General features: G+C 55.8%; 15 protein-coding genes. 10 read left to right on the top strand and 5 right to left on the bottom strand.

From position 1 onward, the window contains the following. Positions 1-182: 182 nt before the first annotated feature. Positions 183-2456: a heavy metal translocating P-type ATPase gene (locus IPK17_RS13465; RefSeq protein WP_343418209.1), complete on the top strand. Its 2274-nt coding sequence runs from the start codon at positions 183-185 to the stop codon at positions 2454-2456. A 64-nt stretch (positions 2457-2520) separates the two neighbouring features. Here IPK17_RS13465 and IPK17_RS13460 read toward each other — a convergent pair whose 3' ends face one another. Beyond that, the gene (locus tag IPK17_RS13460) at positions 2521-2730 is read right to left on the bottom strand and encodes a heavy-metal-associated domain-containing protein (RefSeq protein WP_343418208.1); all 210 of its coding nucleotides are present in this window, start codon (positions 2728-2730) and stop codon (positions 2521-2523) included. 134 nt (positions 2731-2864) lie between these two features. Between IPK17_RS13460 and IPK17_RS13455 the strand changes: the two genes are divergently transcribed. The 9 genes from IPK17_RS13455 (at position 2865) to IPK17_RS13415 (ending at position 12070) form a co-directional block, all read left to right on the top strand. Further along, complete coding sequence (locus IPK17_RS13455; RefSeq protein ID WP_343418207.1) at positions 2865-3503, top strand: response regulator transcription factor; 639 nt, start codon at positions 2865-2867, stop codon at positions 3501-3503. 195 nt (positions 3504-3698) lie between these two features. Beyond that, positions 3699-4553, top strand: a complete 855-nt coding sequence (locus IPK17_RS13450) for an ATP-binding protein (protein WP_343418206.1) — start codon at positions 3699-3701, stop codon at positions 4551-4553. A 528-nt stretch (positions 4554-5081) separates the two neighbouring features. Continuing rightward, positions 5082-5633 (top strand): hypothetical protein, encoded by a 552-nt coding sequence (locus tag IPK17_RS13445; protein WP_343418205.1) that lies wholly within the window; start codon positions 5082-5084, stop codon positions 5631-5633. A 48-nt stretch (positions 5634-5681) separates the two neighbouring features. After that, positions 5682-6059 (top strand): hypothetical protein, encoded by a 378-nt coding sequence (locus tag IPK17_RS13440; protein ID WP_343418204.1) that lies wholly within the window; start codon positions 5682-5684, stop codon positions 6057-6059. Between the two features lie 78 nt (positions 6060-6137). Beyond that, positions 6138-7532 carry a sensor histidine kinase gene (locus IPK17_RS13435; RefSeq protein ID WP_343418203.1) on the top strand — a complete coding sequence of 465 codons (1395 nt, stop codon included), beginning with the start codon at positions 6138-6140 and terminating at the stop codon, positions 7530-7532. Further along, complete coding sequence (locus IPK17_RS13430; protein ID WP_343418202.1) at positions 7529-8188, top strand: response regulator; 660 nt, start codon at positions 7529-7531, stop codon at positions 8186-8188. Before IPK17_RS13435 ends, IPK17_RS13430 begins: the two co-directional genes overlap by 4 nt. A 747-nt stretch (positions 8189-8935) precedes the next feature. After that, positions 8936-9391, top strand: coding sequence for a hypothetical protein (locus tag IPK17_RS13425; RefSeq protein WP_343418201.1), 456 nt, complete (start codon positions 8936-8938; stop codon positions 9389-9391). Continuing rightward, positions 9388-11550 (top strand): hypothetical protein, encoded by a 2163-nt coding sequence (locus IPK17_RS13420; protein ID WP_343418200.1) that lies wholly within the window; start codon positions 9388-9390, stop codon positions 11548-11550. Before IPK17_RS13425 ends, IPK17_RS13420 begins: the two co-directional genes overlap by 4 nt. Before the next feature lie 76 nt (positions 11551-11626). Further along, positions 11627-12070 (top strand): DUF6094 domain-containing protein, encoded by a 444-nt coding sequence (locus IPK17_RS13415; protein WP_343418199.1) that lies wholly within the window; start codon positions 11627-11629, stop codon positions 12068-12070. Here IPK17_RS13415 and IPK17_RS13410 read toward each other — a convergent pair. From IPK17_RS13410 to IPK17_RS13395, 4 genes are all read right to left on the bottom strand, one after another. Further along, positions 12024-14060 (bottom strand): recombinase family protein, encoded by a 2037-nt coding sequence (locus IPK17_RS13410; protein WP_343418198.1) that lies wholly within the window; start codon positions 14058-14060, stop codon positions 12024-12026. The genes IPK17_RS13415 and IPK17_RS13410 overlap by 47 nt on opposite strands. Positions 14061-14143: 83 nt before the next feature. After that, positions 14144-14359 (bottom strand): hypothetical protein, encoded by a 216-nt coding sequence (locus IPK17_RS13405; RefSeq protein ID WP_343418197.1) that lies wholly within the window; start codon positions 14357-14359, stop codon positions 14144-14146. Further along, entirely contained in the window at positions 14349-14558 is a 210-nt protein-coding gene (locus IPK17_RS13400; RefSeq protein ID WP_343418196.1) for a hypothetical protein, read from the bottom strand. The genes IPK17_RS13405 and IPK17_RS13400 overlap by 11 nt, the downstream gene beginning before the upstream one ends. A 374-nt stretch (positions 14559-14932) precedes the next feature. Beyond that, positions 14933-15817 carry a hypothetical protein gene (locus tag IPK17_RS13395; RefSeq protein ID WP_343418195.1) on the bottom strand — a complete coding sequence of 295 codons (885 nt, stop codon included), beginning with the start codon at positions 15815-15817 and terminating at the stop codon, positions 14933-14935. Positions 15818-15940: the final 123 nt, after the last annotated feature.

Here is a 15940-nt window from a genome sequence, read left to right as displayed (position 1 = left end):
GGAAGGGGAGTATCAAAATAGATACTCACCTTTTCGCCAGATTGCCGTCATCCCTATCGAGATTCGGACTCTTTTCGTGCAGCACGGGGCTTTCACGCCATTTAGCGCGTTCGTAAGCCAAATCATTGCCCTATGATGACGGTGTATTGTAACGACCGGCTACTAGATAGGAATGGAAAACGATGAGTAGTTCATCCAACCATCGCACTGAGCATCCACACGATGGGCATGGAGCGCATCCTGATCATTCCACCGCACATCACGTTGCTGAACAGACCGTCGATCATGCCGCTCATGATCCCAATTACCGCGCGAATGAAATCCTTGAACCGCAGCCCGCTGTTCCGATAATGGACAGCGCGCAGCACCCCGATCACACCAGCATGGGACACGATCACCATACCATGGAGCATGGCGGACACCACGAGCATGCGGGTCACGGGGTGATGCACGAGGGGCACGCGAAGCTGATGCGCAACCGCTTCTTCGTGGTGCTGCCGCTGACCATCATCGTCGTGCTGTATTCGCCGATGGTGCAAGCATGGTTGGGTTTCTCGATGCCAGAATTTCCCGGCAGTAGCCTGATCGCTCCGGTGCTGGGATCCTTCATCTTCTTCTATGGCGGCTTGCCGTTCCTGAGCATGGCACGGCAGGAACTCGCGCAGCGGCAGCCCGGCATGATGACGCTGATTTCCGTTGCCATCATCGCCGCTTATCTCTACAGCGTGGCGATCTTCTTGTTCCCACCCGCCGCCCCGCCAACGATGCCGGGCATGGCGGTGACACCACCGATGATGGACTTCTTCTGGGAACTATCAACCCTGATCGCCGTGATGCTGCTCGGCCATTGGATCGAACTGCGCAGCGTGGGTCAAGCGCAGGGCGCTCTCCGTGAACTGGCGAAGCTCCTGCCCGATACCGCCGAACGCCTGCTCCCCTCCGGCGAGACAGAAACGGTTGAAGTAGCTCAACTTCGGGTGGGCGACCGCCTGCTCATTCGTCCCGGCGCGAGCATTCCCGCCGACGGCGTCGTTGTGGTCGGAGAAAGCAGCGTCAACGAGGCGATGATCACCGGGGAAAGCCGCCCGGTCCATAAGCACCCCGGTGAATCGGTGATCGGCGGCACGGTCAACGGCTCAGGATCACTGCGGGTTGAAGTGCGGCAGGTAGGCGAAGGAACGGCGCTGGCGGGCATCATGCGCTTAGTCGAGGACGCGCAGAAAAGTCAGTCGCGGGCGCAAACCCTCGCTCAGCGTGCCGCTTTCTGGCTGACCATCATCGCGTTGGCGGCGGGCGCACTCACTTTGGTTGGGTGGTTACTCTTCACCGGTAGCCTCTCGGAAGCGGTCAAGAACATGGTCACAGTGCTGGTGATCGCCTGCCCGCACGCGCTCGGTCTGGCGGTGCCGCTGGTCGTCGCGATCTCGACCACGCTATCGGCGCGAAACGGACTGCTGGTGCGCCAGCGCCTCGCACTAGAGAGCGCCAAAGACCTGAATACCATCATCTTCGACAAGACTGGGACGCTCACAAAGGGTGAGCAGGGTGTTGTGCGGGTCGCAGTGAATGGAATCGCTGAGGATGATGCCCTGCGCATCGCTGCCGGGTTGGAAGGTGACAGTGAACATATCATTGCCCAAGCCGTGCGTGGATACGTGCAGGAACATGAACTTACTCCCGCCGCTGTCACCCGCTTCGAGAGCCTTGCCGGGCGAGGGGTCAAAGCGGTTGTCGATGGGATGACTTACTACATCGGCGGGCCACGCCTGCTCGAACAACTGAACTTGAGCGTGCCGCCCGGGTTGAAAGCCGACAAAACGCAAGCCGAGGACGCCGGACAATCGGTTATCTACCTCACGACGGATAGCGAAGTGGTCGCGCTGTTCGCCATTGCCGACGTGATCCGCGAGGAGAGCCGCGCAGCGGTGCGCCAACTGCACGATCTCGGTCTGAAGGTCGCGATGCTCACCGGGGACAGTGAGCCAGTCGCCCGTGCTGTCGCCCAAGAACTCAACATCGATACGTTTTTCGCTCAGGTGCTGCCCGAACACAAAGCCGACAAGGTGCGCGAACTGCAGCGCGGCGGTATTAAGGTGGCGATGGTCGGCGATGGTGTGAATGATGCGCCCGCGCTCGTCACCGCCGATGTCGGGATCGCCATCGGTGCCGGAACCGATGTCGCGATTGAAAGCGCCGGGATCATCCTCGTGCGCTCCAATCCGCTGGACATTGTGAAAATCGTTCGGCTCAGCCGGGCGACTTACGGCAAGATGATCCAAAACCTGATCTGGGCGACGGGCTACAATGTCATCGCCATTCCGCTGGCGATGGGGGTGCTCGCGCCGTTCGGCATCACACTCGACCCGGCGATCGGCGCGGTGTTCATGTCCGTGAGTACCATCGTGGTTGCGTTCAACGCACAGCTTTTGCGCCGCCTCGACCTCAATGCGGCCTAGCGTGCAGCAACAAAAAGCCCTTGTCATTCAACAAGGGCTTTTGCTTCTGAAATGCGCTTGTACCTTATGCTTCGGTGGGCGCGTATTCGATGGCGGTTAGCGCCTGTTCGATGGTTGCCCACGATGCGGGCTGATTCCACTGCACGGTGACCAACTGGGCCGGTTTGTTGATGTCCAGCACTTCGACACCGGGAATAGTCTCAAGTTCGCCGCGCACCGTGCTGACGCAGCCATTGCACGTCATATTCGGCACTTTGAAGGTCTTCTTTTCCACGATTTCGTCTCCTGATAGCCTACTTCGCTCTAAGCCTAACCCTTCCCGTGGCCCGCAACACACGCCATTTGGCGGTATTTTGGCATTTAAGTTCAGCACTATAATGAATGTAAGCCAAGTTACAGAGAGAATTCATGATGCGTGTGCTGCTCGCGGAAGATCATAAAATCGTTCGTCAGGGAACGCGCATGTTTTTGGAGAGCGTGGGCGTCGAGGTAATCGGCGAGGCGACGGCGGGTGTAGAAGCGGTTCAATTGGCGCGTGAACTGCAACCCGATGTGGTGGTAATGGATATTCACATGCCGGAACTCACGGGCGTAGAAGCGACACGGCGTATCCGTCATGACAACCCTGAAGCGCGCGTTCTCGTGTTGACAGCGTACGACGATCCCCCCTACGTCCATGCGCTGCTCGACGCAGGCGCGGATGGCTATGTGTTGAAGACCGCTGAGTTTTCGCAGCTCTATCGGGCGCTGCAAGAGGTCGCCGTCGGTCACACCGCCTTTGATGCGGATGTCATGGCGAAAGCGGCACGGCACGCCCAAGAGTCAGCGGTGCTGGTGGAGGGGCTGACCAACCGTGAGCTCGAAATCCTAGGGTTTGCCGCCCGGGGCTTGACGAATAAGGAAATTGGCAAAGTCCTGTTCATTTCTGATCGCACCGTGCAGGGACATCTCCAAATCGTCTATCAAAAGCTGGGCGTGAGCACACGTACTGAAGCGGTCACCGCGGGCTTATCACGCGGCATCATTGCGCTGACCGATGGATCGTAGAGATGAACGTATGAAGATCAGCCCAAAGCGACTGCTGGCAGGATCGCTGTTGCTCAATGTGTGGTTCTTTACACAAGTCTTGCGTCCGCTGCAACGGTTATTAAAGCGTACAGCAAAGCTTGCCGCTGGCGATATGTCCGCGCTTGAGCAGTCCTGTGGGGGAATCTCGACAATCGGCGAATTGAGGGAGGACATGTGCAGCGTGCACAGGCAGAAGGATTGACCTATCGTCATGCCCTGACGGATGGACAGGAGGCGGAGCGCACACGGATCGCGCACGAACTCCATGATGATACCGTCCAGTCGCTGGTCGCCATCGCGCAAAGCATTGAACTCGGACTGAACTGGCTGGAGACCGATCCTCAACGTGCGAAAACGCTGCTGAGTGGTGCCCGTACGCAAGCGGTCGAAAACGTCGAGAACCTGCGCCGACTGATCGCTGATCTGCGCCCACCCGCACTAGAAGAGCTCGGCATTGCCCCCGCGATGCAGCTTTTAGCAGCGCAAAACAAGAACGTTCAGACGCGAGTCGGCATCACTGGTCATGCACGCCGGATTGGCGAATCGCAGGAACTCACGTTGTTTCGCGTGGCGCAGGAAGCGACCCGGAACGCGCAGCGGCACGGGAGCGCACATCAAATTACGCTTGAATTGGACTTTCATGCAAACGATGTTCATCTTACAATCACCGACGATGGTCTAGGTTTCGCCCCTCCCCCTGATCTGGATTGTCTGGCGCAAAGACAGAAGTTTGGTCTGCTGGGGATGAAGGAGCGCGTCGAGCAGCTGCAAGGCACGCTGCGCATCTCAAGTGAACCGGGCAAAGGCACGGTTGTTCATGTGACGCTGCCTCTCGACCCGATTGTCCAGCCGACAGAAAAGGTGCGCGATCCTGTGTGTGGTGCGACCATTGAGCCCGATCAAGCTTATGGTAGTTTGGTCTCCGGAGAAATCCGGTATTACTTCTGCTGCCCCGTCTGTCAGGGAGCGTTTCAATCTCAGCCAAGTCTGTACATCAAAACCACGTCCGCAGGAAAATCAATGGGTTGACGTTCAAAGAAGGCGCGGTGTTCGCCGCGCTTGGCTATCCGCTGAAACCCGAGAACCAGAGGTCGAAGATAGTTGCTGGTGCGTAGAGATGAACGTTTAGTCCAGCAATCAACACCAAACGCAGGAACGATTGACTTTTGAGCACGCGCTGCGCGCCGTGTCGGTAGGCATCGTTCCAACCTTCGACCGTTCAATCTGCTGCATAAGCATTCCTCACTTGTACTAAAACTTCCCCTAAAGCAATCACATGACGGCATACTGACGGGTTGTCGCTGTATTCACAACAAGCACTGAATGAAGCGCAGCATCAGCGAATTCTCACTTCCGATCATTCGCATCGGTTTCACCTACTTTGCATATGAACCCCATTCTAAGGAATTCCTTTCCGAGTTTGAAATCATACTCGCGGTGTTTCCGAATTGTCCCGACAAAATGGGGACTTTTATACCTTCTTGGACTTGAACAAAGGGAATACATTGGAACCATACCGACGATCAAAGAAATCAAAGCTTTTCTATAGGGGGTCATATGAATCTCACAGATCGTGAACTTTGGACTTTAATTCATGGAATGGGGTTCGGCGCGCTGTTCCTGCTGGCGTTTGCTGGCGGCTTCGCCGGGCTTTACAGCCTGCGCCCGCAGTTTGTCACGCCGGATGGCATTACAGAACGTGTCCGTCGCCTGCGCTGGGGCACAATCCTCATGGCAGTATGCGTTTGGTTAACCGTCATCGTTGGTACCTACATTGTGTACCCGTGGTACCGCGCTGCACCGCCGGAGACGATTGACCGCACCGTCCAGTCCGAAGAACTCTCGCAGTATCCGCGCTATTGGCTGCTTGCCAGCGAAGAAACCGCTGAATATCATGAATTTGGAATGGAATGGAAAGAGCACGTAGCGTGGATTTCGCCGCTGCTCGCTACCGTCGTCGCCTATGGCATTTTCAAATATGGCAGTGAACTGGCGGCTAGCAAGCGTGCACGCAATATCATGATCGCGTTGTTCCTCCTGTCGTTCGCTGTTGCCGGGATCGCCGGAGTGCTGGGCGCTTTGATCACCAAAGCCTCACCGCTCACATAGATCACCTACTCGTATACCAACCTTACTTGATAGAGGAGAACTCGGATCATGGCAACGCAAACCACGAAGTTTCAGCAGGCAGTACAAAGTAGTGTGGAGACAACCAGCATCAGCGTCGCAGATCGGGCAGTCGGTGCCGCGATGATCGCGAGCGGTGTCGGTTCACTGGTACTCGGAATCGCGATCGTTGCTGCGGAAGCAAATGCGGGGATCAAGAGCTTCCTCGCGTGGAACAGCGGCGTTGGGCCCTTGAGCGGAAAGACCGGTGTATCGGTCATCGCGTTTATCATCAGTTGGGTGGCGCTGCACTTCTTCTTCCAGCGCAAGGCAGTCAGCCTAACCACCTCGTTCATCATCACGGTAGTGCTGGTGGTACTCGGATTGCTGCTCAGTTACCCGCCCGTATTCCAAGCTTTTGCGGGGTAATGCGGCTCACAAGCACATCTCAATAGCGTAAAGAGCTTACCTGCGGTAGGCTCTTTACAGTTTACGGGATCAGCCCCTGTGTACGAAACTTTACACGAATTCTTTCGCATTAACCGTCCTATAGTCCTGTTTCTTTATGGACTGACATTCTTCGTGACGGGATTTGCGATTTTTCTTCAGTCTCGCCGCCGCAGTCGTTTGCGACTGGCGCGCGATCTGTACTGGCTGGCTGCCTTCGGAATCTTGCATGGCGTTCACGAATGGGGAGCCATGTTTATTCCAATCCAAGCCGCATATACACCGCGCGTGTTGATCGATTTGTTGCAAACTATTCAGGTGACGCTGCTGGCGCTATCTTTCTTCTGTTTAATGATGTTTGGCGCGTTCACACTGGAACGACGCTATCCATCGCTGAAGAAACTTGTCATCATCATCGGCATAATCTGGGGAGTAGGTTTCTGGTTAGCGTACTACTCCCAACCCACCATTATCGATTGGCACAACACATCGAATATTTGGGCGCGTTATCTTTTGGGGCTGCCTGGAAGTTTGCTGGCGGCTTATGGCTTACAATATCAAGCCCAAACGAATATAGCCCCACTAAAAGTTCAATTTATCTATCAGACGCTCCGGATTGCGGGGGGAGCATTACTCGCGTATGCCGTACTTGGGGGATTAATCGTACCTCGGGCCGATTTTTTTCCTGCTAATGTCCTAAACTACCCGTTGTTTGACGATGTGGTTGGCATCCCTGTTCAAGTTTTACGCTCATTCATCGGACTGCTTCTCGCTTTCTCGATTATTCGTGCTCTGGAAATTTTCGAAATTGAGCTTGACCATTTTATTGAGGGCATGGAAATTGAGCACGTTCAAGCGGCAGAGCGCGAACGCATCGGTCAGGAAATTCATGATGGCGCGATCCAAGGGGTCTACTCGGCAAGTTTGATTCTAGAATCGATGCAACCCTTGATGGAGGCAGGAACAGAGGCATCTCGCCGCCTTGAGCAAGCTAAAAATGTTCTGAACGCGGTGAATACTGATTTACGTAGCTATATGATCTCGCTGCGAACTGTATCGCCGCCCGATCCACTCGTGCCAAGCTTGCAAACCCTCATCACAAACCCGCGCTTCCGCGGTTTACTCGACATCGACCTCGTTTGTGATATCGAACCGAACTTCAAACCGATACAGACTCATCACATTCTGTCCATTGTGCAGGAAAGTCTGTCGAATACGCTGCGACATGCCCGTGCACGGCATGTCAAAGTCACAGTTCGGCGCGAAAACAGCATGATCGTTATTCTCATTGAGGACAATGGTCGAGGCTTTGCCATCGATGAGGTACCAGCAGGTTACGGACTGCGTTCCATCCGGGATCGAGCACGCCTGCTGGGTGGACAGCTCGATATCACAAGCAGTCCGGGAAAGGGCACAAATGTGATGCTCGTCTTACCAGAAGAGAAATCCTTATGAATGAACCTTTAACGCTGATTCTAGCAGATGATCATGAAGTCGTTCGACTGGGGCTGCGGATGCTGCTTGAACAGATCCCGGACACGAAAATAGTAGCCGAAGCCGGAACCGCGGAAGATGTCATCCGGTTGTGTGACCTCCACCATCCAAGAGTGGTCATCATGGACATCCGTATGCCTCCCGGCAGCAGCGGAATCGATGCCTGCCGAACCATCATGGAGCGCTTGCCGGAGACACAAGTTATCATGCTCACTTCGTATGCCGACGATGCGCTGATTGCCGATGCAATTCGGGCGGGTGCAGTCGGCTATGTCCTCAAGCAAGGCGGCACAGGCGATCTCGTCAGAGCCCTAGACGCGGTTCGAGAAGGAGCTGCCTTGCTTGATCCAGCCGTCACTCGTCGGGTTCTTGCCATGATGCGGAATCACGGCGAGTCAAAGCCTGATGCCTTTAAGGATTTTACGGAACGCGAACTGGATGTACTGAAACTGCTGGCAGAGGGTAAGAGCAATGCTGAAATTGCTCAAGTGCTGGTGCTGAGCGACAAAACAGTACGCAACCATATCAGTGTGATCCTCGACAAGCTGCACGTTAACAATCGCGTCGAAGCTGCCGCTTACGCGATCAAACACAACATCGCAACGTATCGATCCTAGTTTTGTGATGAGAAGCTTTATTCTCAAACGAACACATCTGTCCCCTGCCGTCCCAAGAATTCAGATTGGGCTATTTATTTAATCGGGTTGCTTTTGCGACCCTGTTCTTTGTCTCAGCTCAAGAAGCTCGATCTCGCTGCTCTTTCCACTGTTTTCGGGTGCGACTTCATTCGCAAGGTAGCACATCAGCCCACCAGCAAAGCCGGTCGATGCGGTGCATCGCTGCGGCTTCGACTCGGAGGGCGGTTTGGGCTTGTGCCGCTTCGCTCAACCGCCCTCCGGTCGCCCTTCGGGTGCTGGTAAGCACCCAGATGTGCTACAGAGATTTGCGAAAGTCGCACCTTACCAAAAATACAGCGGTATATCGAGCAGACGGAAGCTTCGTGCTTAGGCTGCGCCGGATCGAAAGGACGGCGCTGTAAAACTGCCCGGCGTATAACGCCGACGAACTCCTACAGATGCTCGCGCTGCACTGACTGTATCAAACGCTCCCGAACAAATCGGTTCGGATACCGTACACCGTCGTGGATGGGACAGCGAGCGCCTTCGGCGCAGACAAGAAGCTGTTCTACTGGAAGGGTCAACGCTTTGTCTCGGCCACATGGCAGGATGGAGCGCATCCAGGCGGCAATCTCCGGTGATGGGCGAACCCAACGGATTACTCTCCGCGCTTCTTCTCAGCTTCTAGGGCTGAGAGGTGGCGCGTTTTTTATTTCCCGACCTGATGCACTTCTGTGGGAGGTGCTGATGAACATTCAAACGACTACGCACTTGATTATCGCGGGCAACCGCTACGCGACTAGCGAGATGCTCGACTATGCCCGCCGCGCCGTCCAGCGCGCCCACCAACTCGGTTGGACGATCGTTGTTGGCGACAATCCGAAAGGCGTAGATATGGCAGTTGTGGAAGAATGCCGCCGCCTCAAAGCGAAGGTGATCGTCGCGGGGATCGCCAACTTCCCGCGCAACTACGGCTGCAAGCATGGATCGTATATCAAGGTCACGCGCGATTTGTACCGCGTGTCAGGCGGCAATCTGCTTGGTGGCTACACGGCACGCGACCGCTGGATGGTGGACAACGCGCAGCGCTGTTTGTTCATTTGGAATGGCGACAGTCCCGGTACGAAAGCTGGTTACGAGTACGCCATGCAGCGCGGCAAAGTAGCGCATTTGATCAACTTTGACCGGAGTCCACAGCCATGAACGCTCATATCATCGCAGTGGACACCTACGGCGCGCAGCGTGTGACCGCACCGCAGACGGGCAAGCTGGTCAGCGCGTACAAAATGGGCTACACCACAGCCGTCACCGCTGTGCTGCTAACGCTGTACCGCGAGAACGCACGCGATGTATCGCCCAGACAGGCATCGTATCGCTACGTCCAGATCGATGGCGATGTGGTCGTGCGGCATGGGCACATCCTGCTCACGCTGACGGCAGATGAATTGGCAAAAGTGGAACAGATCACACGCCAGAGCCACCGTGCCGGCGTGTTCCTGTGGCGCGACAAAAAGTGGTGGGCGTTCCCCGATAACAGCCATCCCGACTACACCGAACCCGGCTACCGTGTGGGTCCGACCTTCGATCCGACGGGATTTCGTCCGCCGTCGCCATCGACGGGTGAACGTGAGACAACGGTCACCGGCATCATCGCGGAGAAAAGCCAGCGCACAGCTTCTGAAAAGCCGTGGTGGTGGTTATCGGGCGAGACCTATCCGCACCGGGAATTGCTCAAGCGGCATGGCGCGCGCTTCAGCTCCCGCCGCAAGCAGTGGTACTGGATTGGCACAGAATTGCCCACTGCGATTCAGGCGTTAGTGACCAGCGAAACGCAGTCCGAAACGGAAGCATCTGAAGAAGAACCGGAGTCGCCGCTTCTTTCGATTTTCGGAGGACGGATCATCGGCAAAGAGCGAGCCGCGAACGGCGATGTAATCGTGAAAGGTGAGAATGGCGTGTTTGCCACGCGCACGACGATGGATAACCGCTTCGGAGAGACGAAAGCCCTGTGGGTATTCGACCTCCCGCCGCAGTCGCGTGTCGGCAATCCCCTGCCCGCGATCCTCACTGCATTGCAGCATAACAGAGCCATTTACGCGATCTACAACCAGCAGTGGCGCTTTGAAGAACCAGAGCGGGTCGCCGCAATGAACGCGCTCGTCGAAAGTATCCCGTTCACCGACGATGAACCCTGCACGGTCGATGAAGCGGCTGCCCTTCTGGGGATGCAGATCAAGTCTGCTCCTATCGTTGAACCGCCTCCACGACTGTTTGCACTGCATGACACCGCTTACGCACGCCACGAACTCGAAACGGCGGACGGCAAGCCGATCCCGACGGGAACACGCGGGAAAGTCGTTAAGCTCTACCATCACAACGCCAAGCACGGCTGGAGCTACGACGTGGTCTTCGAGCAGATCGGCATCTGCTGGTCATTCGAGCGCGAACTCACCCTGCACAAACCGATCCCCGGTATCAAGATTGTGCGCGGCACAGTTGTTCCGCCCGGCGCAGTGCTGCCGCCAACTGATGCGGAAATCAAGCGGACGATGCTCGAATACGGTCAGCAGCCTCCCGCTGAGGAAATCAGCACCGATGTTGAACCGGCGCGCGAGCCTATTTCTACACCGGAGGAAGTGCAGCCCCTCGCCATTCGCGTCCTCAAGCCTGCACTCATGCCCGCCGAAGGTGAGCCGCTGGATGCCGTGCAAACAGCGATTCGCGCCATCAAGACGCAGCCCTTCGCATCAGTTCAACGGGAACCTGCTGTCCATGGGCGTGCTGTCCGCATTGAGCAGACATTTGTCGGGGAACTGACGGGCAGCATCACCGGCAACGTCTGGTGCTATGGATATGCAGTGCATGAGGGTGTGTGCATCTACCTGAATATGGGTGGGCCGCGCATGGCAGTAGAAGCGATCCGCGCCAAACTGTCGAAGGGCGATCAGGTGACAGTTGTCCCGTGGGATGCGCCTTCGGTCGAACTGACAGCCGGTGAGGGCAATTCGGGCATGTATCAGGATTTCTTCGCCAATATTCCCGAAGCCCGGTTCACATCCCTGATCCTCCTGCACGAGATGGTCATTCATCCGAACTACGGCGGGAAATCGACAACCTTCGTCCTGTATGTCAGCGAAGCGCAGGCGGTTGGACAGCTTCACCGCCATGTCGCGCAGCTCGTCAAAATCCCCGTGTTCGAGGCATGGGCTTCCTATCTGTGGTCAGCGGGGCAAGCGGCGATGCTGGTGCGAAAAACGCGCGGCGCAGGTGGGCTGACCGTCTACGGGATTGACCTCGATATCGACTCTTGGACCCGCCTCATCACGGGCGGTATTGAACAAACCATTATCGCGCTTCCCTGAAACAGCCTCATTCCGTTCGTCAACGCCTGACCCAACGCGGATCGGGCATTTTGTATTTCCGAAGGTAGGTTTTCAAATGGCTCGCGCACAAAGCAAGGAAATTCTCGGGTATCTGCCGATCTCCCCGCAGCACTACGCGGCAATCCTATCCCTGGTCGCGCCAGCCACGCCCGTGACCCGGATGCTTGACCCGTATGCTGGAGAAGGGGAGTTTCTCGAAGCGGCGGCGAAAGCATGGAATGTCACCCCCTACGCGAATGAACTGGATGGCGAACGGGCGCAAAAGTGCGTGGAGCGGTTTGGCCCGACCCAAGCAGTGCGCTGCGATGTGGAGCGGTTGGTCGCCTCAAACGAAGCATTCGGCATCCTGTGGGCGAATCCCCCGTATGACCATGATAAGCTGGCGAAAGCGTCCAAGCGCGTCGAGTTCGCCTATCTTCGTCACGCGTGGAAGTGGGCGGCGGACGGTGCGATCATCCTGTGGGTTGTCTATAACCATCACCTGACCGAAGAGAGGTAGAACTCGCTGCCAAACTAAGAGCCTGCTGTTCTGCCCTGTATTCTTCGGTTTCGTGCCACTTGATGCGGTAGGGATACTTCTTCTCACCCTTGTAGTAGGGTGTGAACCGTCGATCCGGGGAAAAGTGATTGAGGTAGCGACAGGTGATGGTGTGCCAGTTCCAGTGTGGAAATGCCTTCAGGATTTCCCACTGTGGACGAGCTGCATCGACCATCTCGCGCAGTTGCTGCAATTCCGCCTGCGTCCAGTGCTGACGAAAGTCACCCCAACGGAAGATCAGCGAAGAAGTCGAACCGTCCCGCCAGAAAATCGTCAGTTCGCGCCGCACTTCATCCATCTGTTTCACTTTGACATAGACTGCCAGCGCCTCGAACAATTCCCGGCGGTTCGCTGCGGGGACATCCTGCCAGCGGGCAATGATCTTGTTCAGCACCGGGCGGGCATCTTCCAGCACCTCACGCTGGCGCTTGCCCTGCCTCAATTCAATCTGTACAGCGCGAAGGCGCTCAATCTCGCGCTCGTTCGCGGCATAACTCGCTTCGAGGTTACGCACCATCTCCGGGTGCTGCAACGTCTTGAGGTTTTCGAGGATGGCGGTCTTGGCACGTTCGGCACCGCGAATTTCATTTTCGATCCGGCGCAGTTCACTGTGACCATCTTCACGAGTGCTGGCTAAGGCTGCCTGCCACGCGGTTTCATCAATCGTGGTTGCTTTCAGACGCTCCAGCAGCAGGGTATCAATGCTCAAATCCATCCGACTGGCTTTCACGCTGAAAACAACATCTCCACGTTTATTTCGCAGCGCATACTGGTACACCTTGTTATAGCAGTTCCACCCGGTATGCATCCGGTGGTGCGGATATTCCGGTACATCGTCTGAGAAAACGACACCGCTGTACACAGGCGGCGCTTCCGTTCGGTCTTTCGCCTCGTGGCGGTTGTAGGTGCGGTAGGGATGATACGCCGGGTTCGGATCGCCATAAAAATCCAACGGTGACAGCGCATTGAAGGCGAACATAAACAAGTCTTCGTCTACGATGGGTTCGTGGTTATAGAAGCGGGTAATCGCGCCCTGATGCACCCAATGCCCCATGTAAACCACGTTGGTCAGCAGTTTGTCGATCCCGGAGAGTGACGGCACAATCCGCCCGGTAAACATCGAACGATAGTCCATCCGCATGTCCGTACGGAATCCTTCGGGGGTCAGGCGTGTGACTTCCTCCGGTTCAGGCAGAAAGGGTCCGTGTTGTTCGGCGTACTCCCAGGTTTTCTGCATGTTGCGATTGAAGCGTTTGAACAACTCGAAATAGACCCGGATCGCATCGGCGCAGGGGGCGAAAGGCACATAGCGACGGTGGTTCGGGTTGGGGCTGCCGTCGGGCAGTTTCGGACGCATGTCCACCATGTACCCGGTGATGATGGCGCGTCCTGCCCATAATCCCTGCTCATGCAGATAGGCGCGACTTTTGTGCAGCCGCCCTTTGATGTGATACTCAAGGAAGTCCGCCGCGTGCTGCGCTTCCTCGCGGAAAATCTTCATGTGGTAAGCACCCATCATCGGGTGATTGAAGTCATACACCATGCGCGGGGTCATCACCCGCACATTGTTGCGTTTACAGGCATCAATGAACAGGTTGGTCTGGATTTGGGTCACGTCACGGAAGAAACGATCTACTTCCTGCGCCGCGACCAGGCTGATCTCTCCACTCTCGATGAGTGCCATCAGCCGCGCCATGCCTTTGCGGTCAGTGAGTTTGGTTGTCCCACTGACACCCGCATCCATGTCGATCATCTCGATGCTGTCCCGCGCCCAACCCTGACGGACGAGATGTTCAAACATATCGACGGTTTGAAGTGTCGTGTTGATGTTGCCAATCTGCGCGTCGGTGGACTGGCGGTAGTAGATGGCGCAGGGACGATCCACCGGCAGCGGTTCAAACCGATACGGATCAACGAGGGTCTGTTCGGGGCGCTTATATTTGGTTGCCATCGCCAATTCTCCTTTCCAAACAAAACGCCCTGCTCCCGCGAAAGTGATACGGCAAGAGCAAGGCGCATATTGTACAATGCTTCCTAGCCCTGCGATGTGCCAACATCACTCGCGGGGTCAGCCAGATCATCGAGTACCACCTCGGTGGTCTGGCGCAACAACGAATTACCCTCAGTGTACTCATTTTCATCCAGCCGCGCAACAATCCTGAGCAGTGAGCGATAAACGCTTTCCAGATTCATGCCCTGCTCGTTATTCAGTTGTAGAGTTGCTTCATGTGATGTGGGTTCAGCCTTCAACCCGGTCTCCTTGCTGAACTTGGCGGTGATACGCCACCGCTTCCAGTATGAAATGCCGCGCCATGTACGAGTCGGGCAGTCTGAGCTGCTTCGCCAGTGCCTCGATCTCGGCGCGTTCCCTGTCCGTCAACCGGATCGCAAAGATTCTTTTGCGTCTTACCTGCCGAACCGGTAGGGTAGGGATGTTGGTTTTCTCCATACGTCGCACTCCTCCGTTTTACTCATGGTTCCAGCGTAGCAAACCACCCCTTTGCAACCTCCGTATTTTTCCAGTTTCGAGTTGGAAATCTTGCGAAGGTGTCTGAAATATTCCAGTTTTCGGCAGAATCAAAAAGCTGACTGCTCAGTGTGTGGTACGTCCACGTTTTACCGATGCAATCAGCTTATCAAAGTCAAGTCGTGTGACCTGTGTAAAATTGGCAAATCTGACCGTCAATTTTGGCAAATCGCCCGTTAATTTTACAAAAATCGTCTCAAAAGGCGGAAAATGGACCATATCAAGTTATGTCTGAAGCAAAAAAATAGTGACTGGCGATTGCTCACCAGCCATAGAAATAAAAACGACTGCTCCCGTCATGCGGAACAGCCGTAGGCTTTCATCAGCGCTTTGTGCGCCTTTGCTCGATACTGATTGTTGTTGGGCCATGGACATTGGAGTCGTGCCTCTGTCGGCGGCTGCTCCTCCAGCAGCGAACGGATGGCGTAGATCATGCGCGGATTGCGCTGATACTTCTCCAGCACCAGCAATGCCGGTGTCTGATGTCCACGTTTGAATTTGTCAATCCAGCGCAACCCTGGACGGTACAGTTCACCGAATGCCTGCTGCACATCCTTGCGAACGATACTGGCGTAATCGTCCAGCAGATAGTGATGATTGATCCCAGCGATGAGCGCCGCATCCTCCAGCTTGACCTGTGTCGTCACATAATACAGCGCGACTATGTAGCGGAAACGGTGAGGTTCTGGCTGAGCTTCGTATTTGGCGACCAGTCGTGCAAAGATGCGTTCGATGTCAATCCGCATATCAGCAGCGGTTGCCCAGGCTGCCCAGACCTCACTGCGGTTGGCTTCCAGCCCGGTGATCATCCACTCGTCGGGGTGATCTTCGGTAATGACACCTTCCAGCGCGTCCAGGCTGAGATGGCGATCATGCCGCCGCCAGTAATTCGTGCCGCAGTTCGCTTCTACAATCCGTGCGACGATGTATTTGTCCGCATGAGCAAACATTTGGGTATCCTTTGCCAGCCGTTCCCAGACGACCATAAACCCGCGCTGAAGTGCATCCGGGAAATCCTGGAACGCGATCCCATGTTTTCGGATCAGAGTAGCTGCCAACGGTGTGCAGTCCTCCATAATCTCGGCAAAAGTACGATAACCTGCCCAGCCTGTCGGATAGGTCGCAACACGCGGAAACGGGCGAATATCAAATCGGTTGCTGCAAATCGTCTGGTCGTGCATGAAGTTACTCCCTCTGCTATTGCTGGTTTCGCCAGCGTGTCGAGCACAACGCTCAACCACGCGGGAACAGCGCAGGGAAGGAGCCTGTCAAACAAAAAAGCCGCCTCTAATCCAGTGGCTTCT

This window comes from Candidatus Flexifilum breve, from assembly GCF_016713355.1.
The sequence above is the reverse complement of the archived record's forward strand: the minus strand, read 5'-3'. Positions and strand labels throughout refer to the sequence as shown.